Annotated in this window: 22 protein-coding genes; 10 read left to right on the top strand and 12 right to left on the bottom strand. The window is 37.2% G+C overall.

From position 1 onward, the window contains the following. Positions 1-678: an endonuclease III gene (nth, locus tag VJJ26_02190; protein HLC06976.1), complete on the bottom strand. Its 678-nt coding sequence runs from the start codon at positions 676-678 to the stop codon at positions 1-3. 367 nt (positions 679-1,045) lie between these two features. On the opposite strand from nth, the gene VJJ26_02185 reads away from it, so the two are divergent. The 9 genes from VJJ26_02185 (at position 1,046) to VJJ26_02145 (ending at position 10,587) form a co-directional block, all read left to right on the top strand. Continuing rightward, on the top strand, positions 1,046-3,646 hold the full coding sequence (locus VJJ26_02185; GenBank protein ID HLC06975.1) for a sigma 54-interacting transcriptional regulator: 2,601 nt from the start codon (positions 1,046-1,048) through the stop codon (positions 3,644-3,646). A gap of 188 nt (positions 3,647-3,834) precedes the next feature. Continuing rightward, positions 3,835-4,752 (top strand): site-specific tyrosine recombinase/integron integrase, encoded by a 918-nt coding sequence (xerA, locus tag VJJ26_02180; protein ID HLC06974.1) that lies wholly within the window; start codon positions 3,835-3,837, stop codon positions 4,750-4,752. 4 nt (positions 4,753-4,756) lie between these two features. After that, positions 4,757-6,478, top strand: coding sequence for a penicillin-binding transpeptidase domain-containing protein (locus VJJ26_02175; protein ID HLC06973.1), 1,722 nt, complete (start codon positions 4,757-4,759; stop codon positions 6,476-6,478). A 24-nt stretch (positions 6,479-6,502) separates the two neighbouring features. Further along, positions 6,503-6,904, top strand: coding sequence for a hypothetical protein (locus VJJ26_02170; protein HLC06972.1), 402 nt, complete (start codon positions 6,503-6,505; stop codon positions 6,902-6,904). Between the two features lie 113 nt (positions 6,905-7,017). Next, positions 7,018-7,722, top strand: coding sequence for an ankyrin repeat domain-containing protein (locus tag VJJ26_02165; GenBank protein ID HLC06971.1), 705 nt, complete (start codon positions 7,018-7,020; stop codon positions 7,720-7,722). Between the two features lie 36 nt (positions 7,723-7,758). Continuing rightward, on the top strand, positions 7,759-8,736 hold the full coding sequence (locus VJJ26_02160; GenBank protein HLC06970.1) for an ankyrin repeat domain-containing protein: 978 nt from the start codon (positions 7,759-7,761) through the stop codon (positions 8,734-8,736). Between the two features lie 68 nt (positions 8,737-8,804). Then, entirely contained in the window at positions 8,805-9,953 is a 1,149-nt protein-coding gene (locus VJJ26_02155) for an ankyrin repeat domain-containing protein (GenBank protein ID HLC06969.1), read from the top strand. Between the two features lie 111 nt (positions 9,954-10,064). Further along, a complete protein-coding gene (locus VJJ26_02150; GenBank protein ID HLC06968.1) occupies positions 10,065-10,322 on the top strand; it encodes a DUF6290 family protein in 258 nt (85 codons plus the stop codon). Then, positions 10,303-10,587, top strand: coding sequence for a type II toxin-antitoxin system RelE/ParE family toxin (locus VJJ26_02145; GenBank protein HLC06967.1), 285 nt, complete (start codon positions 10,303-10,305; stop codon positions 10,585-10,587). The genes VJJ26_02150 and VJJ26_02145 overlap by 20 nt, the downstream gene beginning before the upstream one ends. Before the next feature lie 35 nt (positions 10,588-10,622). Here the strand turns inward: VJJ26_02145 and VJJ26_02140 are convergent, their stop codons facing one another. Continuing rightward, positions 10,623-11,261, bottom strand: a complete 639-nt coding sequence (locus tag VJJ26_02140; protein ID HLC06966.1) for an alanyl-tRNA editing protein — start codon at positions 11,259-11,261, stop codon at positions 10,623-10,625. Between the two features lie 93 nt (positions 11,262-11,354). Between VJJ26_02140 and VJJ26_02135 the strand changes: the two genes are divergently transcribed. After that, complete coding sequence (locus VJJ26_02135; GenBank protein HLC06965.1) at positions 11,355-12,116, top strand: hypothetical protein; 762 nt, start codon at positions 11,355-11,357, stop codon at positions 12,114-12,116. Positions 12,117-12,189: 73 nt separating this feature from the next. Here the strand turns inward: VJJ26_02135 and VJJ26_02130 are convergent, their stop codons facing one another. From VJJ26_02130 to VJJ26_02085, 10 genes are all read right to left on the bottom strand, one after another. Beyond that, positions 12,190-13,629, bottom strand: a complete 1,440-nt coding sequence (locus tag VJJ26_02130; GenBank protein ID HLC06964.1) for an ATP-binding protein — start codon at positions 13,627-13,629, stop codon at positions 12,190-12,192. Between the two features lie 54 nt (positions 13,630-13,683). Beyond that, positions 13,684-14,550 (bottom strand): hypothetical protein, encoded by an 867-nt coding sequence (locus tag VJJ26_02125; GenBank protein HLC06963.1) that lies wholly within the window; start codon positions 14,548-14,550, stop codon positions 13,684-13,686. Beyond that, positions 14,547-15,071, bottom strand: a complete 525-nt coding sequence (locus VJJ26_02120; GenBank protein HLC06962.1) for a hypothetical protein — start codon at positions 15,069-15,071, stop codon at positions 14,547-14,549. The genes VJJ26_02125 and VJJ26_02120 overlap by 4 nt, the downstream gene beginning before the upstream one ends. An 11-nt stretch (positions 15,072-15,082) precedes the next feature. Next, complete coding sequence (locus tag VJJ26_02115) at positions 15,083-15,856, bottom strand: hypothetical protein (protein HLC06961.1); 774 nt, start codon at positions 15,854-15,856, stop codon at positions 15,083-15,085. A gap of 197 nt (positions 15,857-16,053) precedes the next feature. After that, the gene (gene rpsT / locus VJJ26_02110; protein HLC06960.1) at positions 16,054-16,326 is read right to left on the bottom strand and encodes a 30S ribosomal protein S20; all 273 of its coding nucleotides are present in this window, start codon (positions 16,324-16,326) and stop codon (positions 16,054-16,056) included. A gap of 297 nt (positions 16,327-16,623) precedes the next feature. Next, on the bottom strand, positions 16,624-18,456 hold the full coding sequence (gene ftsH / locus VJJ26_02105; protein ID HLC06959.1) for an ATP-dependent zinc metalloprotease FtsH: 1,833 nt from the start codon (positions 18,454-18,456) through the stop codon (positions 16,624-16,626). A 113-nt stretch (positions 18,457-18,569) separates the two neighbouring features. Continuing rightward, positions 18,570-19,850, bottom strand: coding sequence for a hypothetical protein (locus VJJ26_02100; GenBank protein ID HLC06958.1), 1,281 nt, complete (start codon positions 19,848-19,850; stop codon positions 18,570-18,572). 192 nt (positions 19,851-20,042) lie between these two features. Then, the gene (locus VJJ26_02095; protein ID HLC06957.1) at positions 20,043-21,101 is read right to left on the bottom strand and encodes a TonB C-terminal domain-containing protein; all 1,059 of its coding nucleotides are present in this window, start codon (positions 21,099-21,101) and stop codon (positions 20,043-20,045) included. After that, positions 21,049-21,492, bottom strand: a complete 444-nt coding sequence (locus tag VJJ26_02090) for a biopolymer transporter ExbD (GenBank protein ID HLC06956.1) — start codon at positions 21,490-21,492, stop codon at positions 21,049-21,051. Before VJJ26_02090 ends, VJJ26_02095 begins: the two co-directional genes overlap by 53 nt. Positions 21,493-21,496: 4 nt before the next feature. Beyond that, entirely contained in the window at positions 21,497-22,177 is a 681-nt protein-coding gene (locus tag VJJ26_02085) for a MotA/TolQ/ExbB proton channel family protein (GenBank protein HLC06955.1), read from the bottom strand. Positions 22,178-22,234: the final 57 nt, after the last annotated feature.

Raw genomic sequence — 22,234 nt, 5'->3', positions numbered from 1 at the left:
TCAGCGATGGCGAGTGACTCCAATCTGCGGACATAGTGGCAATAATGGACAAATAGAGCATTTGGGTGAGATGGGGACACAAATATTTTGTCCCCATCTCACCATCAATTTATTATATTCCGACCAATATTCTTTTGGCAGCAGCTTTTTAAGCTGCTGTTCTGTTTCTGTAACATTTTTTGTTTTGACTAAGCCTAAGCGGTTGGAGATCCGATGCACATGGGTATCAACGCAGATTGCGGGAATACCAAAACCTTCACTGAGCACCAAAGCAGTAGTTTTTGGACCTACTCCAGGTAATGCCAAAAGATCTTTTTCTCTTTTTGGTACTCTGCCATGATATTTTTCGAGTAAAATAGCGCACAGTGCGTGCAACTGTTTAGTTTTTTGCCGGTAGAAACCGGTAGGGTAGATAAGTTTTTCAATGTCCTTTGCGGACAAATTGAGTAGTTCAGCAGGTGTTTGCGCACGTGCAAACAATCGTTGTGATGCGGGCAAAGAAACAGTATCCTTAGTCCGCAAACTCAAGATACAACTGACAAGAACAAGGAACGGTTCACGACCATATTGTTTAATAATGCTCGTTGCAGCAGGCACAATCATGCCTTTTGTTGCAGTTTGCAATATCAAAATAATTGAACGTGCACGTTCCTTTTCGCTCTGTGACTTTTGTGCCACATTACTACCCTCGTTTCTTTATCAGCGCTTGGTATAGCATGAAAATTATGCTAGGATGGGAATATAGTTAGAACGGAGGCCCGTCTCCAAGTAAATTAAGAATAAGTACACCAACAATTAATAAGTATTGTTTGAAAAAGGATACAATGAAATCTGTGTTGTATCGTTTCATGGATTCTCCAAATAGTTTAAAATATTATAAGTTAACAACAGAAGTATAATAAAACGCAGTATAAACTGCAATAGAATTATGTTTTTTTTAGAATTTTTAGAATTATTTTTTAACAATTTTTTGTTTATTTTTATCGCTACGAGCTTTTCTTTTCTTTTGAAAGCATATTTGTTGATAGTCTTGATAAAGCAAGTTGTGAGGTCGGCGATAGTTGGAAAACATTTTTATTTTTTGCTGGCTATTATAGTTGGTAATATGTTTTCCGATTTTGCTTGGATGATGAAACTTTCTAAAATACTATTTTTATCGCAACTTGATTACAAATTAGTATTATTTTTCGTTCGTATTGCATGGATTTTCTTTATTATTCAATATCAGGCATTGGCGCTATTTATTGAGAATTTAGTAATTCAAAAATATACATTTCCGTTGCGACAAAAATTATTTTGCTCCATTAGTGGGGCGTTTTGTATGTTTTTTGCAGCTATTGCAGTTTTAGATTTTGATTGTCCTGATCAGAGTCAACGATTTTATTTAGAACCTATGCTTCAGGATTTTTCCATATTATATGTTCTTATTCCGTTGATACTACCAAGTGTTTATGTAGTGTTAAAGGAAATTAGATTTGGATCCTTGCCGTTTATTTTAAGAAGACAGCTATCTATATTTGTTAAGGGGCTAATAATTCCATTGTTAGTAGCCGATTTTGTGCAAATGTGTCCGTTTAAAATTCGTTCTCTAGAAATACTAGCACACAATTATGCGGCAGTTGGCTTTACTACTATTTTGTTGACCCTCGCTATTTATTTCTGTGCGAAAAAGATTTTTGGCTTGCGATTCCTCAATCTCAAGGATCATGTACAGCAGCCAATGAACATTAATTTTGTTGATGATTTTAAAGGTGTTTTGGAGAGACTGAGTAGTGTTACCAATTTCCGTGAACTTGGACATATAACACAGAATTTTTTTAAAGATACGTTTAGTATATCTTTTACCAGGACGCGTTTATATTTACGGCAAATCGATACTCCAGAATATAAGTCCCAATTTAATATGATAGAAGATCGGACAGTCTCACTGATCGAGACATTTTTGGTGACGCATGCTGATATTATTGAGCATGCGATTAAAGAAGAAAAGATTTTGATTTATGATGAAATTGATTTTACTCATTTTTATCATGCATGTGAAAAAAGTGAGATAATTTTAAAATTTTTGAGCACTATCAATGCGGATATCTTTTTACCTATTCATGAAAACGATAAATTAATTGCATATATTATTGTTGAACGGCATGCACGTGCAGAAAAATTTTATAGTAATGTTGAGCGTGATGAGCTGATTGTTTTTGGCAGTTATTTGGGCAACATTATCAATCTACTTCAGAACAAAAGTTTGGATATTTTAATTGAACAAGCACAACATTTGCGGGCAGATTTGTACCAGAAACATCAAGAAATTGAACAATATAAAGAGAGTATTAGATCTTTTTTACGTAAAAGTAAAACAAAGCATATTGGCATTTTGTTTTATAAGAGCAGACAATTTTCTTACGGCAACCAGGCTGCAAAAGAGTTGATCGATATTAATATTAACCAACAACATGGTCATCCTTTGGCACAATCTTTGCGGCAATTGGCCCAGCAAGTTGAATCGTTTAAGGGGCCAAAGACAATATTTGTGAAAGATTCTACCGATAATACATTGGTGATATCTGCAGTTCCTCATTTAGAAAAAAACACTATCATTATCACTGTCTCGTATCCTTCTATTTCTGATGCTATTAAGCATCATATTGATTTGTTAAAAGATCCAAGTGAATGGGATTATCTTCTTTATTTACAAACAACGCAGTCGGGTAAATTGATCAATCAGCTTATTCCCAGTTCGGGGTCGGTGTTACTTAACTTTAAGGTACAGTTGCTTAAAATTGCATTAAGTAAAAAGGCAATTTTATTGGAAATGCCGGAACAAGATTTGCAACCTACAGCGGAAATATTGCATCACATCAGCATGCGAGATAATTTGCATATTATGGCTTTGCAAGGACCGTCGCACAATTTTGATATAGCAATTGCACTGTTCGGTATCAATCCTATTTTTGGAGTACAGTCAAAAAATACACAACCTCTGTTAGAAAAACTTGATAATGTTGGTACTCTTTTCGTCAAAAATATTCATTTCCTTGACCTGGAAACACAGGAATATTTAGCTGTGTTTATCAAAACTGGTTTTTATAATCAGTTCAAAAGTGATCAGAAAATCTCCACTAATGTTCGTATTATTTGTTCAAGTAATCAGAATTTGGCGTTGTTGGTTCAAGAAGGTAAATTTAGCAAAGCACTGTTCCAAGAACTCAAATCTACTGTTGTTGCTATGCCATCGTTATTAACATTGCCAGAAAATGAATTGCATGCACTTACTGAAGGTTTTACGCAACAGGCATTGATGTCCGATGCGTTACAACACGTTTTGGCGTTGACCGATAAAGAAAAAGATTTGTTTGCATATAATCGTCCCGTAAGTTTGCAAGAATTAAAAGCACGCGTGCAGCACATTCTTGTTAAAAAGTCTAAAAAAAGTCAGATCTATCAAGAGGTTTCATTCGATCCTGCATATGATATTACTGATCCTGATCTTGTTGAAGCAGCTCGTCTTGGTAAAAAAGCACTCAAGGAACCACGCGTTATGGTCCTTCTGTGGAATAAGTTCAAAAACCAAAATAAAATCGCATTTTTCTTAGGTGTTAATCGTTCTTCTGTTAATCGTCGCTGCAAAGAGTATAATTTACTTTAGTAACATACTGCTAGGATACCCTTCGATACTTTTTTTGAGGCAAAAAACACTCAGGGCGAGCGGAGTGGGGGAAGTTCTAGCAAAGTAATAGCAAGTTCGCATAATCTACAAAAAAGATATTCCCTTTTCCGTTCGCCCTGAGTGCCCCAAAGGGGTGTATCGAAGGGTATGAATTAATGGAGCCTTGTATGAAAAAAGAAGAATTTGAACAACACAAAGAAGCATTTTTATTACATCTCAAAGCGGAACGTAATCTTTCAGAACATACGTTGCGCGCCTATTTTTTAGACTTGCAGCAATTTATCACATTCTGGCATGAGATGGCTGATCAAGATAAAAACAATCTTGAGTTACGCCAAATTATTGAACGGTACTTGGTTGCATTGTTTTATAAAAAAATCAGTAAAAGTTCTATCGCAAGAAAGTTCTCTTGTTTTACATCATTTGAACGGTTTCTGCAACCTCGTGGTATTGAATTAAATCTCAATTTAAAAAGACCGCGGATTGATAAAAAATTGCCTATTTATTTTAGCGTTGATGAATTGTTTCATTTACTTGATTCGATAAAAAATGAAGCATTACCAACTCGTTATCCCGTGCGTGATAAAACTATTTTTGAATTGTTGTATGCCACAGGTGTTCGTTGCTCTGAGCTTGTTAATATGTGTATTGTTGATGTTGACATGGATGCTAAAACAATTCGTATTTTAGGTAAAGGTAAAAAAGAACGGATTGTTTTATTTGGTGTTAAGGCGCGAGAAAAAATTCTAGAATATTACGCAACAGAACGACCAGAAATACAAGATCAGCAAGAACCGCTTTTTATGAACTATCGCTACGAAAAATTGACGTCTCGTTCAGTACAGCGAATTGTAAAAATGTTTAGATCTTTTTTACCAATTGAACGACCACTGACGCCGCACAAATTGCGCCATTCCTTTGCAACACATTTACTTAACCAAGGTGCTGATTTGCGTGCAGTGCAGGAACTTCTTGGGCACAAAACATTAGCAACTACAGAAAAGTATACGCATGTTTCTCTTGAGAATCTTTCAAAATTGTGTGAAAGCGTTCATCCGATTAATGCGATGATTAATAAAAAGTAGAGCTATGCACGTATCCCACGTAACAATTAATAAAAAAATTGTGTGCATTCTTATCGGTACACTTATTTCCTTTGGAATCATTTTTTTACGCCTTACGTATCTGCAAGTTTATTGTGGAGAATATTTTGCATCACGTAGTCAGAAAAATTTTATTCGCTACACATCTGTTGCATCTGCCCGTGGAAACATTCTTGATATACATAAAAATCTTTTAGCAACAAATCGTCCTGTAACCACGGTACATTGGCAAGGAACAGGAAAGGGTGCGTTTTCACAAGAGCAGTTACTTTTGTTACAAACAATAGAAACTATTACCGGTGTGGATCTGACTTCTGGAACTACGTTTGATGCGGTTCTGTTGAGCGAAAAAAGGGGAAAAAAAATAGTATTGGTTACCGATATTGATTTTGCTGTTTTGAGTAAATTGGTAGAAGCATTTCCCAATCATGAAAATATTGTTATAGATACTCATTTTAAACGTTTTTATCCCTATAATACGTGTTGTAGTCATCTTGTTGGTTACTTAGGTAATATGCGTATGCTTGCTAATGGCCAATTTGGGTTGGAGAAATTATTCGATGCAGATTTATGTGGCAAAGATGGATCGGTGCGAAATGTGGTCAATTCTGTTGGGCAATGTATATCGTACGTTGAACTTGAAAAAGCTTTGATTGGTAATGATATTCAGACGACAATTAATATTGATGTTCAGTTGTTGTGCGAAAAAGTTTTTCCCGAAACGCGGTCTGGTAGTTTTATTTTACTCAATCCCGCCGATGGAGCAATTGTTTCATTGGTCTCACGTCCTGATTTTGATCCTAATATTTTTCTTGATCCTATTTCGTACGAAACATGGCAAGGACTGCAAGAAAACAATCCATTTATTAACCGTGCATTTGATGCAAGCTATCCAGCAGGATCAATATTTAAACTTGTTACCATCAGTGCAGCGCTGGAGACGGGTATTGTTCCAGAAGATTCTTTGTGGAACTGCAAAGGATATACGTTATTTGGTAAGCGTAAATATTGGTGTGCGCGCCGCTCTGGGCATGGTGAAATATCGATAAAAAAAGCAGTGGCAGAATCGTGTAATACACTGTTTTTTGAAATTGGAAAAAAGATTGATATTGATGTTCTTGCTGACTATGCATATAAATTTGGTCTTGGTAAAAAAACGAATATTGTATTTCCAGAAAAAGTTGGGTTGATTCCAAGTAGGGAGTGGAAGCTTGATTATAAGGGTGAGCGTTGGTGGCCGGGCGAAACTCTATCTGTTGCAATTGGACAAAGTTTTTTACTCGCAACGCCTATTCAAATTGCATGCATGATCGCGAGTATTTTTACCGGCAATCTTGTTGCACCGCGTCTTTTGATAAATGAACCGGTTGTAACAAGTCCTCTTGATATCAAGCCTGACACTATTAACTTTTTAAAAAAATCGATGAAATCTGTAGTAAAGCGTGGTACAGGTAGAAGTGTTCGTAATGTAAAAGATATGAAAATATACGCAAAGACAAGTACGGCGCAAACAAGTGATTTTAGTAAACGTAAATTAGATGAAAAATATTTGGAACACGGTTGGTTTGTGGGACAATTTCAGTACAAAGAATACGATCCATTGGTGATTGTCATTCTTGTCGAACGCGTTGGTGCTGCGCAAGTTGCAACAACCATTGCAAAAAACTTTTTGATTGAATATAAAAAATATATGGATTCACTGTGTTGAAAATATTTTTTAGGAGATCGAAAAATGAACAAACAACTACTCGTTTTTATCGCTGCATTTTCTTTGTCAACTATGCACGTGTGTGCTGTTTCAGAACAGATGAGTGTAAAAAAACACGATATAGTTTGGCGTAAAGCACAAGTAAGAAAACTATATTCATCATATTTGGCATCATTGATATTAAGCGGCTGTGTTGGTGCTACAACAGGTGGTTTGGTGCGATACATGGAAAAACGACTGGATATTGAATCATCACCGGTTGCATTGCTTTTATTACTTTTAGGTTGGGCTTTTGAATCTGAATTTCGTAATGATATTATTATTGGTTTACAAAAAGAGTTGGATTCATATCAAGTTGATCATAAAAAAGGTTTGATGTTTAAAAGTGCATGGATTGCTTCGTGGCTTGCGTATCTTCAATCATAAAATAAGTTGTTTTTTGAATACAAAAATAGGCGTGTAAAAAGCGCCTATTTTTTTTACTGAGAATACGTATACTATAAGCCATTTACATCAATATCATTTATAGGAATAACGTCATGAAAAAGTACACCATTCTGTTGTTATGTATTGTTATGCATTGTGCACAAACTATGTGTATGGATGCACCAGTTGAAAAACCCATAGTAACATTATTCAAGGCTATTAAAGATCGCGATAACGATAAGGTCAAGGAGCTTGTTACTGCACATCCTGACATTGTAAATTCATATCATGCATGTCCTTCATCTTCTTGTTTTGAGCGCGTATTATTTGGTGAAGTTACGCCGCTGCATGTTGCAGTACATGTAAATTATACAACGAATGTTCACTTTTTACTTGTATCAAATGCTGATTGTAATGCAGCAACAAAAGGAGGGCAAGCAGACACACCACTCCATTTGGCGTGTAGTAAAGAGATAGCAGAATTATTGATAGAAAATGGGGCATTGGTAGAAAAAAGAAATGAGCATGGGTGGACGCCATTATATGCAGCATTGTTTCACCCATGGCGTCGGTTGAATAAAGAAGTTGCAGATTGCTTAATTTGGTATGGTGCAGATGTTAACCAGCGTATAGAAGGTCCTTTTCAGAACACCTTATTGCATGAGGCAGCGAGTTCAAGTGCTCCTTGTGATAGAGTTAAACTTTTATTGGGTCATAAAGCAGATAGAACATTGGTTGATGCGTATGGAGAAACTCCATTAAAGTTAGCAATACATTACCATAACGGATACGAAGATCTTATTAGTCTTTTGAGGTAGTAAAAAGGGAGCTGTCTAAAAAAAGGATTTATTAGGTTGAAGATCGTCTTATACGTTTTGTTGTGGGGATTATTGAGCATCAATACTATTCTTGGAATGAAGCGCCCACTAAAAAATTCTTGTGTTGCGGTTGATCGTCCAGAAAAATATCAGAGAGTTATTGTAGAGTTGCCTATGTGGTCACAGCTTTTGGATAATGATGCAGCATGGTTAAAAAAAATTCTTGAGATTGATGCGCTTGGTTATTGTTCTGCAAGTATAGAAATAGCAGAAGCTGCACTAAAAACAATAGTAGATGATGGTTTGCTAACAGGTAGATGTGACCCAGAAACTGAAATACTTGCGAAATTGGTAGCACAAAGATCTATCGATCGGCAGCGATTGTTAGTGTTCTTGAAGAGTAATGAGTTTGATCAAGCAAAAAACGTTATTGGAAAAAATCCGTACATTCTGCATACGTATAAAGATGATTCTATGTTTGATTTATTAAGTGCAGTGTTTGCTCAGAAGATTATTGATAGTAGTGCATCTGCCCAAACATATACCTGTATCAGGGAATTAATGCATAGTGGATTTAGTCTTGATGTGCGTGATACAGCAGGGATCCCTTTACTGTGTAGAGTTGTTCGGTACGATAATGACAAGTATGTAGATGTATTAAAAGGTGGAGCTTCTGTTAACATGCACGATAAAGATGGTAATACCGCGCTATATTATGCAGCAGCGTTGTGTGATCATGATAAAATAGAAAAATTGTTATCTTACGGTGCGGTGTTTAACCACAATATTGGTAATAAAATTCCTGTTACACATTGTATGCGGCCATTTGTGGTTACATTGTTTCTAAAACAGTATTGTATTGACTGCAAAACACATGATAGAAGTTTAGCGAACATTCCTTGTGTCAACAGACACTTGGAGCATTTTATGTGTGGACAATGTTATAATCAGCGATGTACAGATAGTAAGAAGTGTCCTTTGTGTCGAAGAAGTCTTGGTGAATTTGGTACGTAAATTTTTGAGGATTGTGCATAATTATGCAAAAGAAGAAATGCTTCGTAGTACGGGTAGCTTTTGTGGCAATGATTTACGCTGGAATTATTTTTGCAATGGATAAAGAAATTGTAAGAAAATTAGATTTGAGCAAAAGAGAGTTACCAGTCTGGAGAGCGCCAGTGTTGAGCTGTGAAAACTTTGATCATTTAGTTGCGAATAACGCAATTTTTTTAAAGAGTTTGGTAGCACAAGAACGAGCTGGCAATTATTGCGTTGAATTGCACAGAGCGATAGCAGTATTGCAGAAGAAAAAATCTGTTTTTGACGAGGAAAATGTAGCGAGTGTATATAGTCCTGAAGCTGTTCGTTCTATCAGAATGATAACACGTAGAGACAATGATCGTGCATTCTTAATTGAAGCCCTAAAAGCGGGCCGATATGATGGTATATTAAAAATTTGCAGAACTAATCCATATGCAGTTGACGCGTATGCATTGTATCTAGAATATGGCGGAATTGCAGCCCCATTACACTATGCCTTGTGGTATTATGTTGGCAAAAATGAGCAATTGCAGTTGTGTATTGATGACAGCATACGGTATCTTTTAACGTTTGGGGCAAATGCAAATGGACTTGATTGCGATCGTAACACTCCCTTGCATAAAGTATCTACACAAGAACATATCCAGTATTTGTGGGACCGAGGGGCTCAGAATGATATAAAAAATAGTGAAGGTCTAACTCCTGTAATGACGTACATTAAAAATAATAAACAAGATTTAGCATTGTTTTTGCTGAGAGTAGGCAGAGCTAATCTTACTCTCAGAGATAATCAAGCGAGTACGCTTTTACACTATGCAGTGGCTGCAAACCATGCACAATTGGTTGATTATTTGTTGTGTAATGGGGCTGATTTTGATACTTCCAATACTCTAGGAGAAACTCCTGGTCAGCTTGCGCGTGGAAGCAATCATCAGGTGAAAAATTTGGTAGAGCAGCACATGCTGCTGCATTTTTGCAACGCGTTACTTGCTGATAGAGGGTATGCAGTAGAACAATTTATTGAAAAGTATCCTTGGATAGATTATACACTAGCTCTTTCTTGGGCAGAAAAATTTTGTTACACAAAAAAGTTTGATAATACGTATGAAATGTTAGAAAGTTTGCAAGCGTTTAGATATTGTTTGGAAGAGCAGAGGAAGAAAAATGAGGAGCTTTTGTGCCAATTAAATTGATTTCAATGCTTTTCTCTTTTGAGTGTTACAAAATCAACTTCTGCTGTTGAATTGATGCGAATGCCATTACGGTAGGATTCTTTATGGTTGACTTGGCAGTACGGAAATGCCATGATTATAGTATATGTTGTGTATAAAGAGGTCTATAGAATTATGAAAAATCCTCAAATTAATATCACATTTGAAGAAGATACCGTCAACTTATTAGGTTCTTTGGCTAAACAAGAAGAAAAAACTGTTTCTGATTTGGTTAAAGAACTTATTCTTGAAGCACTCAGTCGTCGTGAAGATATGGTCTTATCGGCTATTGCTGAATCTCGTGATACGCAAAATGCAAAAAAGATAAGTCATGAAGATGCCTGGAAATAGATATACCATCGAATATTTGGATACCGTTATTAAGGAAGATATTCCAAATCTTCAGTCAACGGCGAGAGCGATGATCAAAAAAGCTATCGAAGAAAGATTGGCGATTGATCCTATAGGTTTTGGCAAACCGTTACGTTATAGTTTAAAAGGCCATCGTCGTTTACGCGTTAGTGATTATCGAATAGTTTATCGCATTGATCCGGATAAGAACACAGTAATTATAGTGACTATAAAGCATCGTAAAGACGTATATGATGAATTTTAGGTATAAAAGGGAATGCTATATTGTATTCCTTTTTATCAATTATTAACAAGCTTAATTTCAATGCGTTCTATGGATTTACCCGGTCGATCTCTTTTGAGTGTTACAAAACCAACTTCTGCTGTTGAATTGACGTGTGTACCACCGCAGGGAACTTGCGCAAAACCATCAATTTTCCAAAAACGGCGTTGATGTGCAATATCTGAGTAACCTTTTTCAATAGTGCGATTACTTGTAATGATTGCATTATATTCAGCCAATATTGCAGGGAAAAGGGTGGAGATATTCGTGTCAGATTTAAAATCTATGCGTGCTTTGTGTTCTGCAATGTGTGCGCCAACTTTTTCAAGATGATATTTTTGCGTTACGATTTCTAGAATCAATTCAGCAGCAAAATGCAGACGCATTAATTGTAATCGTCGTGGCCAATCAATAGTCGTGGTGACTTTGTCATCGATGTGCAAACCATGATTATCTGGAAGGGTATAATAAATAAGATTACCTTCTATTTTTGAATCTAGAATAGGAATATCATTAACAAATGCTTTGTCACTTTCCTGCCCGCCGGCAAAGGAATAGGCGATAGTTTCGGCAAAGAGAACTTTGTTGCCATCAACTGAAACTACGTGCGTTTGCAAGGTATGTTGATACGGGTTATCCCAAAAAACTTTGCGCATATTATCTTGAATTGCCTTTGTAGATTGACTAAATGGTATAAAAATATACATTCATAGCGTATCATTACTATAATTTTTTGTTGAGGAACTTTGATGACGTACCTTTTTATAATTTTTTTAGTGACATCTTTTTCTTTTGTAGGCGCAATGGATCGTGGTACATCATCGTTACAAGAGATACGCAAAGATCGTCAGCAATATATTACTTCACCAGCTGTAGCATCAGAAATGTGTAGCACTTTGGTTACCACATTATATAATCAACCACTATTTGATGGAAAAGGTTCGTGTGCTAAGAAATGTAAGGTATTACCGTTGGGTAGCATAGATAGTCGTGTTATTGATATACTATACGAAAATACTGCAAAGAAATTGGGCAAACATTGCACCGTGCATTCTTTTGGGGGAGGTACTCATCTGTTATATGATTGCAACAAAATTTGTTTGGGGGATGGTATTACGCAATGGTTGTATGATGATAAGTCATTTAAAGATAATGATGCAGATATAGAAGCAGCTCTTGCATCAGGTCTTTTTAAGAACACATGTGATGAAGTAGTCAAAGATTTGCTTACGGGCTGGAAGAAATCAACACTCGTTGAAAACCCTGGTATTTTCTATAAAAATTCTGAAGAAGAGTGGTATTTGTTTGTTAAATCTGCAAAATTGATAAAAGAAGATCATCTCATGCGAATTTTTTTCAGTGTGGTGGATGTACGTTATGTGGCCAAGTGTAATTGTGATTGGCTAAATAACAACAACAGACTTGAATTCCGTGATATGCTTTATTTATGGATTAAGAAGCAGTCATTTGATGAGGTGGTTAACAAACTTGGATTGCGTATCGAACAGTAATTCTTGATTCCCATCGAGCTATTTTGGAATGAAACAAGGCACCTCTTTTGAAGGTGCCTTGTTTGCTTTTCTGTTATTGCTGAACTTCGCTATGATTGACTGTTCTCTTTTTCAGCTTCAGTTTATCGCGTTTTAATGCGGCAGCTTTTTCAATTGCCTGGTCGATTGTACTTTGTACAGTGCGTTCGTTCAGTATACCATCTCTCATAGCATTCGTCTTTTTGCTCATTATGACGACCATGTCTTTAATTTCAGCATGTGATAAGCCTGCAGTTTCTTGAACAATAGCATTGATGCGTTCTTCTGTAAGGATTGAGTGTGCGGCTTCGATCCCTTCAAAGCTATTATTTATTTCATCAAATAAGTATTCATGTATGTAAAGGTCAAGAAGGTCTTTACGTGTTTTTTCACTTGGAAGTGGCATTTTTACACGTTCCTGGAATCGGCGTCCCATAGCAGGGTCCATAACATAGGCATGGTTTGTTGCTGCAATTACCATAAGTTTGCTGCTACCACTACCAGTTGCAGCTAATATGTGGTTAAGTACTTTATAGTGATCAGATTCAGGGTTGAGTATGTTACGGTTAATAAAGAGGGCATCTGCTTCATCGATAAACAAAATAACGCCATATTTACTCTTATTCGCCATTTCAACTATTTCATCAAAGTATTTAATACCTTCAACTCCTGATTGGAGTAGTGATGCTGCAGTAACCAATAAAAAGTCCATATCGGTGTTATCGGCTAAGATGTGCGCGAATAATGTTTTACCTGTTCCTGGCTTACCATAGAGTAAGAGATTATCGTAGGTTATTTTTTTGCCGCTAAGAATATGTTGTTTGATGTTCTTTGTTTTTTCTTGAATTTCTTCTAGTTGTTCTTTAACTAACTCGTCAAAAATCATTGATGGTGTTGTATAACCCGCTCGCGAACGCTTCCAGCGATCTATCCAGCCGTATTTTGATCCTGGTTGTAAAATTTGAGGACGAGGAGAAAGGAAATTTTTTTCTAGTACTTTCCAAAAAACGCGTGCGCCATAAAATCCAGATATTCCCACAATACCAAATAAAGCAATGGGCGTCCCAAATCTAATAGCATTTTCGGCATTAAGGAGCGATCCAATAAGCATTTGAAAGGTTTGTTTTAGCTGAGGAGCTATGTTTTCTTCAAAATTTTCATTAAATTTTTCTATCATTTCTCCTACGCCTTCTCCAAGGTCAAGAGTGACAGGGATAGGGGTTTCTTTATCAAATGTTACAGGAATTGGTTTTTTTGGGTCAAGTGTTACCGGGAGAGAGTAGCCATAAGGAAGGCTTATTGGCATAGGGTGTGTTGGGTCCGGCAAAATAGTCGTTTGTGTCATATTAATCTTATCAGGGTTGTAATAAACAGTTACGCCATCTTTGGGTTTGGGGTTAAGGCTATTGTGATCTATATTCCACCGGTCACTAAAGGCGTTATTTGATCCAACGTAAGAAAACAATATGACGACAAAAAGGAGTAATTTTTTCATTTTTAGTACCATTGGTTGATTCGTATTTAAAATCAATATTATTACAATTAATAATTATATAGATTTTTGAGAAAAAGAAAAGCGGTGTTCTTTTTCTTCTTTGAACAATTTATAGAGCTTTCTGGCCAGTTTTAATTTTTCTGCCGTAGTTTCTGCACAATAGAGTGTGGAGTAAAAAGCTGGCAATCCGCATGCAATAGCCCCCAGCAATATGATGATAGGACAAAGAAGGTCTGATTTTAACTGGGTTTTGTGTTGGTTGACTTCATAGCGTAAGGCAGAATATTTAAGTTTTTCTTTATTGCGATGGGACAATTTTGTAGCGGTCTTCTCTCTATCTTTATCTGTTGAGTTGTTATAATGCCATATACCATAGTCCCATGATACTATTTTTTCAACACTGAAACGCTTTAAATATCGTTTTTCTTTCAATGAAAACTTTTCAGATGAGAGGCCTTCAAATAGTTTGGAGGGAATATAAATATCCTCGAACTTACCTGATATCAGTTCCCAGTGTTTTCTGCATAGGTAAAATGTAGCATCAAAACCGCCCATGTACATTAACAGCATGGCGGGAATAAGACCCGCTATTGTAAAAGCTATTTTTTCCTTGTGGATATTTTCAGGGCGAGAGTCGTTTTCCAATATTCGAATATGCTTGGATAGATTTTCTAAAGCATAGTTAATAAAATCGATATCTTTTGTTTTATAGAATAACGGATCATCTTTATAATTTTGACACAGACAATTAAAGCACAAACGTTCTTCCGAGGTCAGTATATCACGTGCGCGGGCTGCTTCTTGTAACCGTTGAACATCTTGCCACGATATATTGCGTTGTATTGATGCAGAATCAAAATTATTAGACGATAGAGAGATTACAAAGGTTAGTACGGTGAGGTAAAGTAAAATTTTCTTCATTTGCATCGCCGTTTTTCTTCTTCTTTAAGAAGATCGTAGATTTGTTTATCTTTTTTTAATTTTTCGTTCGTGGTTTCTTCATAGCAGAATGCCATATGAAAAATATAGCAGCCAAGTGGAATGTATGCCACGGATAGGATAGCTGGGCTATCAAAAATTTTTCTGAATATAAACTTAGAATGTCGTTGATAACATTTGTAGATGGCATGAGAAATAAGAGCTGCGCTGATTGCAATTGGAATGAGTCCAGCCATTACAATATTTCTCTTTTCCTCCCAGCTGTTTTCTGGAAGCATTTTATTATTTAGTATTTGTATCTGCTTTTCGAGAGCTCTTAAATATTGATCAAGCCAAAAGCTATTATATGTTTTATACAATGATGAATCTCGTTCATATTCTTTGCGTAGGTTGTTCAATAATTGGTAATCAGTACCACTCACGACAGGAAGCTTTTTATTTTCATTTCCGGAAAATAGATATGAAGCGGATATCAGGACTAGGAATAATAAAATTTTCTTCATATCAATATAGTTCATGGGTTACGCAGAGCTCTTATAGCTAGCAAACGACGATTGTTTCGTTCTTCTCGTAGGAGCTTAGAGAGGTGTCTATCGCCTTCTAAGCGTTTTGCAAGATGTTCCGTATAATAAAGAGCTTTATAAATTTGGGGGTATGCGATGGTAGCAACCACCAGTAAGAGCAGAACGGCTGCAGCACCAATCAGAGTCTTTGCCTGATTTAATGCTGTTTTACGGGCAAGATATTCTAGATTTTTTGCAGCAGAAGGAGATAATGCATTAATTTCAGATTTCCAAAAGTATTGCTCATATATGTTCTCACATAAAATTGTTATTTTTTTTACATCAATAAGGTCCAATTTCTTTTTTTCAGATCGCGTGAACTTTAGTGATGGTAATTGTGCGATCATAGAATATGGAATGGTTGCATTGTAAAACTTACCTGTTGAAAGGCTATGCCAAATGGGATAGGTTAAACAACTCAACCCAGTAGTTAATATTCCTGTTACAGCAAGGCTTATTTTCAAAGACTTAGAAGACCACCCACTTTTCTTTGTACGAATTTTATGTTCTATGATTTTTACATGCTTTTCCAAGACATCCAAGAAATAGTCAAAATCTATATCGCCTTCTTTTTCAAATAAAGGAATCATTGCTGCAACGGTATAAAGAGCTCTTAAACGATCACGTTCAACGGGTGTCAATGTAGTGGGTGAGCTGACTGCATCATTGGACAGTGCATGTGTAGTTGTGATGAGGAATGCTATGCTCAGGAAAAATTTGTTCATATTTATCCGGAATTATATAAAAATAGGAATGCTACTAAATAGTATACCCCATTTGTAATTTTTCTACAAATGGGGTATTGCATATCGTGAACAAAAAAATACTTCTTTTGAAGGGGTCCCCATGCATAATGAGCCTACTTCGCATAAAGCTACGAAGGCCGCGAATAGAGCGTGGGGTTAAAAAAGAAGTCAGCTTTTTACGCTGTTCTTGTTGCCGCAGCAACTTTTTTAGCTAATCTGCTGATTTTGCGAGCGGCGGTATTTGGATGCAGAAGGCCTTTGCCTTTTGCGCGAGCAATTTTGCTTTCTGCTGCAACTAATAATGCTTTTGAAGCTTCAACATCATTCAGCTCAAGTGCAACAACAACTTTTTTGATTGCTGTTTTGAGGGAAGATTTTCTTGCTTGGTTGCGAAGTTGGCGTTTTTCTGTTTGAAGAACGCGTTTTTTTGCTGATTTAATATTTGGCATAATCGATTAACCCTGATTAATATTAGAGAACTTTTTTAATTTTGCCTGCTTTTACACATTTTGTGCAGACTTTTGAACGATGAACATGATTGTCCGCGTCACCAGTTAAAGTGTAGCGTACGGTATGAACGTTTGGGTATACCCAGCGTTTTACTCTGTTGTTTGCGTTACTTACTAAATTTGCTACCTGTGGGCCCTTTGAGCACACTGAACAGATTCTAGACATGATGCGTACCTTCCTTAAAGCCTATTTACTTACTTTTAACATAACAAAAAGATAAAAATTTACAAGAACGTTTACACAAATTTATGAGCTTGGCGGGGAGTTATGGCCAGTAACTCATAAATTTCCTCTGCATGCAAGGTCTCTTTTTCGATCAATGCATTGGCGAGCAGCTCAAGCTTGTCACGGTTTGCTTCCAGCAATGTGCGCGTTTGGTCGTGATACAATGCCGTCAATCGTTGAACTTCCGCATCAATTTTTTCAGCCGTTTTTTGAGAATATTCAAATTCCCCATGTTGCTGGCTATAAATAATGGTGCCAAGCTCTGGCGACATGCCATAGTGGCACACCATGTTACGTACAACCCTATTTGCATTCTGGAAGTCGCTATATGCGCCGGTTGTCAGTGAATTGAAGACGATCTCTTCTGCAACTCTACCACCAAGTGCCGACATAACTGTAGCTTCCATTTCTTCTTTGGTGGTAATATATTTTTCACGTTCTGGCAAAAAGTGCGTCACGCCTAACGCAGAGCCACGAGGAATAATAGTAACTTTGTGCAATGGATCAGATGTCTCTGGTAATAAAAGACGCACAAGAGCGTGTCCTGCTTCGTGATACGCTATGAGCTTTTTATCTTCAGGCGTAAGCATGATGGTTTTTGTTTCTTTACCAAGCATAATTTTGTCGCGTGCTTGATCAAAATCGTGCATTGTTACCATATCTTTTTCTTCTTTTGATGCAATGATTGTTGCCTCGTTGACCAAGTTTTCCAGGTCTGCACCAGAAAATCCTGGTGTTCCCTGCGCAATTTTTCTCAGATTAAGTTCTTCTTCCGCAACTATGTTTTTTGTGTGTACCGCCAAAATGGCTTCGCGGCTTTTTAAATCTGGGTATGGTACAATAACGCGACGATCAAAACGTCCTGGACGTAATAATGCTTTGTCCAAAACATCAACTCTATTTGTTGCAGCAATTACAATGATAGGAGAGGGAGAAACTTCAAAGCCATCCATTTCAGCAAGAAGCTGGTTGAGTGTTTGTTCGCGTTCATCATTGCCACCACCCATACCGCTCCCACGATGGCGACCAACTGCGTCAATTTCATCAATAAATATAATGCTTGGTGCATGTTTACGTGCTTGTGCAAAAAGATCACGAACACGTGCGGCACCCACACCCACAAAAACTTCAATAAAGTTTGAACCACTTATGCTGAAAAAAGGACAGTTAGCTTCACCCGCAACAGCGCGTGCTAATAATGTTTTACCGTTGCCTGGTTCACCAATAAGCAGTACGCCACGGGTTATTTTAGCGCCAAGGCGTTGGTATTTTGCTGGGTTTTTAAGGAAATCAATGACATCGGCAAGTTCTTCTTTTGCCTCATCTGCTCCTGCAACGGAATTAAAATTTTCTTTGATACTCGATGGTAGAAACATGCGAGCGCCACTTTTCCCCATGGTAAAAATATTGCCGCCACCGCCATTGCTGCCAGCATTGCGAGAGCGAACAAAGTACCAGATTGCCCATATTGCAACAAAGAGGCATGAAAAAAGAAATAGATACCAAATTCCCAGTTGATTACTTGGAGAGATGACTGAAAATTCTACGCCATGTGTGCGCAGACGGTCCCAATCGCTCGCATTATTACCAATGACGGTTTCAAAGCGGCTGCCATCGGCAAGAATACCTTCAACATCTTGTCCTGAAACATATACTTTTTTGACAAGATCCTGATCTACTTTTTCCAAGAATGCTGAATAGGAGATAACTTGAACGTTTCTTCCCAGTTCTGTCAGCTTATGAAGAATAAGAAGGATTCCTGCAATCATAATAATTGCAATGAGTCCATTCTTTATATTTTTTGGGCTAGGGATCCACGAGTTATTGTTTTTAGGTTTTTTCATACAATATCATCTACTTTTTGAGGTTTATAAGCACATTACACAATAAAAAGGTCTCTTTTTGATACTTTTATTGTAGCATAACCATAAAACTTGTCGATTTTAAATTAATTTGTTTATGTCACCACAGGAAACGTTTGATAACAAGGGGACCAGTGTGGATAACTGCAGTAATCGTGTGCGCTTGTCAGATATTTTCTTTTGTTCGTTAACAAATTAAGGGTAGCCAAGCGACTTTTATCACAAGCAACTTCATGGCTGAAAAGCAGATATGTTCCATCAGGCGACAAGCTTGCTTCATGTTTGTTACCCGGATCATCAGTCAATTGTGTATGGCTTTTGGAACTGAAATCATACATCATTATTTGCATGGTACCTTGAATCATCTTATGATAAGACATTTTATTTGTTATAGGGCAGTAAGCAGGTGAGGTACAATAGCCGCCTTTAGTAATTCGTTGTAAGTGTCCGGTTGTAATGTTGCCAATATAAATTTGAGGATTTCCTTTTTGAAAATCAGAGCACAAGCCGATGCGTTCTGCATCTATAAAAATGGGTGATGTGTTGTTACCGGTATTTCTGGTACATCGTTTTAAATTATTATCTTTGTTGAGGTAGATTTGACAGCTACCATTTCCGCGTGACGCACAATAGACATAATCGTTACCGTTTTGCGCAAATGAGGCAAGCATATTGATCCCCTCAAGCGCTGATATAATCTTTTTCTCTTTTTTGAGAGAGGTAGACATAAGACAAACATTGGTGTCTGTATATTCGGAGTAAGAAAGTTGAGGTTTTTTTGTGTGCCAGCGGGGAGCAATGGCAATTGTTGGAAGGTCAACAAGTAGTTCTTCGTTACTTCCATCAAAATCTGCAATGTAAATTTTGCTTGTTTTCTGACCGTTAGGGCCGCGTAAATCTTTGCAGTACGCTAATTTAGAAGAAAAAAACCCATCATTTCCGGTTAATGTTTTCCATGTTCCATCAGCAATCGCATGTGCCCATCCGCGAGCAACGGTACCCTTTTTTTTGTATTTTTTGCCTTGTAACATGGTGCATTGCATTGTGTCATATAATCTCCATTCAATCACGTGCGAAGATTGAGCGTTAATGCAGAGTGCAAGCGGAGTGCCTGCGTGTGCTAATTGCTGTACTTTTTTACTCAGCTCTTTTTTTGATAAATGAGTATTATATTTTTTGATGCATGGTGCAAATTGATCGGTGAATTGTAAATCTTTTTTTATAATGTTGGCTATTGCGCTTAATTCATTGTTTGTTTCATCAAGGACTAGGATGGCAATTGGCATTTGTGCTTGTTGTGCGCCGGAAATAGATAATTCAATATTGTCTGCGTGGATAAATGTTGTGATGAAGGTGAGGAAGTATAATTTTTTCATGAGATTTTCCTGGTTTGTGGTTTTGTTTTTTTCCGCATCCTTCGATACATTCTTCTTCGCCAAGGCTACGAAGAACACTCAGGACGAGCGGTGGATGATTCATTTCTTCCGCTCGCCCTGAGTGTTTTGTCTTCAAAAAGTATCGAAGGGTCAGGACGAACGGGTGGAGAATACAATTTCCTAAAATTAACTTCACTGTTTAAAACTAATTATGAGTGGTTTTCCGTGTGTCCATTGCGGCATTTTCATTGAAAATAATGCTTGGCGTGCCGAAATATCAAACATAATGACGCCTGAACTTTTTACCATTTTTAAGTTTTCTACTATTCCCTTTTTATTCACAAAAAAAGATATTTCGCACGTACATTCTGGCGATACCCCTATTGGCGGTTGCCATTTGTGTACCAATTCTTTTTGAAGTTGTGCTCCGCGGCGTAGTGCTTCAACTTCTCGAAAATTATTGGAAATACGTGCGTTTTCTGGCACATGCACAGCATGTCCTCGCCCGTTCATCCTGAGCTTGTCGAAGGATATTTCTTTTGTTGGTTGTGTTGGCACAACTGATTGCTGAATATCAAGTGCTTTTGCAAGGGGTTTTGCTTCTGTTTTTTTTTCACTTTCTTTTTCTTTCCGCTCGTCCTGAGTGCCCCGTAGGGGTATATCGAAGGATATATCTTTTTTATCTGCTTGTGCTATTGCAATCTTTTCTGGTTGCTTTGGTTCTGGTTTTGCGATAGCGAGATTTTTTTTCTCAATAACGGGAGATGTTTTTGGTACTACCGTTATTTTCTCTTCTATTTTTTTCACGTTTGTTGCAACAGTTGTTGTAGTTGGTTGTTTCACCGCAGGTATTGCTTTAGGTATTGGAGTGGTTGTTGTGATTACTGTTTTTTTCACATCCGCTTTTACAGCGGGTGTGCCCTTCGTCGCTTTACGAGAGTCCTCTGACTTGTCCGCCGAAGCCTTGGCGGAGGAGGAAGCTTTATACGAAAGAGGAGCGGAGTAGGGTTGAGTAATAGGAGGTTGCTTTATTGCAACTTTTGTAACCGTAGGTGTGCCGAGAGGCACAAACATAATTGGCGCAGAATAATCTACATTTTTGTTTATAGAAAGTGTATGCATGTAGGTGTTATCTTGATGCACACAAAATATCCACAACAAAAAAATAAGGTGCAATGCAAGGCAAAAGCCAACAATTTTAAGCCACAGAAGATGTTTTTTGTGAATGTTTTTGCGTTGCAAGAGCCACATATTTTATACCGCCAACAAATTTAATGTCATCAACCAATTCAATTACTGTTCCGTAGGATATTGCTGTATCTGCTTTTACATACACTGTTTTTTCGTGATCATTACCAACGGCTTTTTTTATTTCCGCAATCAGTTCTGTTTTTGCAACTTTTGTATTGTTAATATAAAAATCGCCTTGTTTATCAATAGAAACAATCAGTTCATTTGATTGTTGTGCAGCATCTTCTTTTGCGTTTCCACGCGGCAATGTTACTTTGATTGCATTTTGTAGTATGGGTGTTGCCATCATAAAAATAATGAGTAGCGTGAGCACTACGTCAATTAATGGTGTCATGGAGATATCATGGAGGCCAGTTTTTTGCTTTCGCAAACGTCTGTTAGTGCGGCGCATATCATTACCTTTCACGTAGTTGTTGCAAGATAAATGTGACTCGATCAGCCAGAACGATAAGATTGTGTTCGAGTGCGCGTGTTTTTACGTGTAAATAGTTGAACATAACAAGTGCTGGTATTGCAACAATTAATCCTGCGAGGGTAGTAATTAATGCTTCTGCCATACCAGGTGCAATGGTTGCGATATCGGCAACTTGTGTTTCACTAATGCGCATAAAAGAATGCACCAATCCCCATACGGTACCAAAAAGACCTACTAATGGTCCAACTGCTGCGCATGATGATAGAATTGGAATATATTCTTCATTATGGAGAACCAGTGTTTCAATAGTGTTATCGATATTTCTCTCTAAAAGTTCCCATTCATGAATACCAAGTTTTTGAGCAAAAGTATGTTGTGTTAATTCTTTTACAAATGAAAGATTTTTAGCAATAAAATAACCGGGCGCTGTTTTGCTTGCAGCGGTAGAAATTTCGGCAAGATCGGAAAGAGTTTTTGCTTTTTGTACTTTGTTATTTATGTTTTTCAATTGTCGTTCTTTTGCGTAGAGTAGCGCAAGTTTGCCAATAAACACTGCCCAACAAAGGACGGATAAGCACAGTAATAATAATAAAACACATTTACTTACGGTGTCCGCTTGCACCACAAGTTGCCAGAGGGAATTACCTGCAAAAAGATTCATAATAATATCTTTCGTGTAATAGTAGCTTGTTACGATTTAAAAGGTGATTCGAGCTTA

The organism is Candidatus Babeliales bacterium, assembly GCA_035288105.1.
Lineage (GTDB): Bacteria > Babelota > Babeliae > Babelales > Vermiphilaceae > SOIL31.
This window is presented reverse-complemented; position numbering and strand designations above follow the sequence as displayed.

Excerpts from the sequence above, each read along its gene's own strand:
- xerA (HLC06974.1), top strand. The coding sequence starts at position 3,835 with ATGAAAAAAGAAGAATTTGAACAACACAAAGAAGCATTTTTATTACAT.
- VJJ26_02175 (HLC06973.1), top strand. The coding sequence starts at position 4,757 with ATGCACGTATCCCACGTAACAATTAATAAAAAAATTGTGTGCATTCTT.
- VJJ26_02170 (HLC06972.1), top strand. The coding sequence starts at position 6,503 with ATGAACAAACAACTACTCGTTTTTATCGCTGCATTTTCTTTGTCAACT.
- VJJ26_02165 (HLC06971.1), top strand. The coding sequence starts at position 7,018 with ATGAAAAAGTACACCATTCTGTTGTTATGTATTGTTATGCATTGTGCA.
- VJJ26_02155 (HLC06969.1), top strand. The coding sequence starts at position 8,805 with ATGATTTACGCTGGAATTATTTTTGCAATGGATAAAGAAATTGTAAGA.
- VJJ26_02150 (HLC06968.1), top strand. The coding sequence starts at position 10,065 with ATGATTATAGTATATGTTGTGTATAAAGAGGTCTATAGAATTATGAAA.
- VJJ26_02145 (HLC06967.1), top strand. The coding sequence starts at position 10,303 with ATGAAGATGCCTGGAAATAGATATACCATCGAATATTTGGATACCGTT.
- VJJ26_02140 (HLC06966.1), bottom strand. The coding sequence starts at position 11,261 with ATGCGCAAAGTTTTTTGGGATAACCCGTATCAACATACCTTGCAAACG.
- VJJ26_02135 (HLC06965.1), top strand. The coding sequence starts at position 11,355 with ATGACGTACCTTTTTATAATTTTTTTAGTGACATCTTTTTCTTTTGTA.
- VJJ26_02130 (HLC06964.1), bottom strand. The coding sequence starts at position 13,629 with ATGAAAAAATTACTCCTTTTTGTCGTCATATTGTTTTCTTACGTTGGA.
- VJJ26_02125 (HLC06963.1), bottom strand. The coding sequence starts at position 14,550 with ATGAAGAAAATTTTACTTTACCTCACCGTACTAACCTTTGTAATCTCT.
- VJJ26_02120 (HLC06962.1), bottom strand. The coding sequence starts at position 15,071 with ATGAAGAAAATTTTATTATTCCTAGTCCTGATATCCGCTTCATATCTA.
- VJJ26_02115 (HLC06961.1), bottom strand. The coding sequence starts at position 15,856 with ATGAACAAATTTTTCCTGAGCATAGCATTCCTCATCACAACTACACAT.
- rpsT (HLC06960.1), bottom strand. The coding sequence starts at position 16,326 with ATGCCAAATATTAAATCAGCAAAAAAACGCGTTCTTCAAACAGAAAAA.
- ftsH (HLC06959.1), bottom strand. The coding sequence starts at position 18,456 with ATGAAAAAACCTAAAAACAATAACTCGTGGATCCCTAGCCCAAAAAAT.
- VJJ26_02100 (HLC06958.1), bottom strand. The coding sequence starts at position 19,850 with ATGAAAAAATTATACTTCCTCACCTTCATCACAACATTTATCCACGCA.
- VJJ26_02095 (HLC06957.1), bottom strand. The coding sequence starts at position 21,101 with ATGTGGCTCTTGCAACGCAAAAACATTCACAAAAAACATCTTCTGTGG.
- VJJ26_02090 (HLC06956.1), bottom strand. The coding sequence starts at position 21,492 with ATGCGCCGCACTAACAGACGTTTGCGAAAGCAAAAAACTGGCCTCCAT.
- VJJ26_02085 (HLC06955.1), bottom strand. The coding sequence starts at position 22,177 with ATGAATCTTTTTGCAGGTAATTCCCTCTGGCAACTTGTGGTGCAAGCG.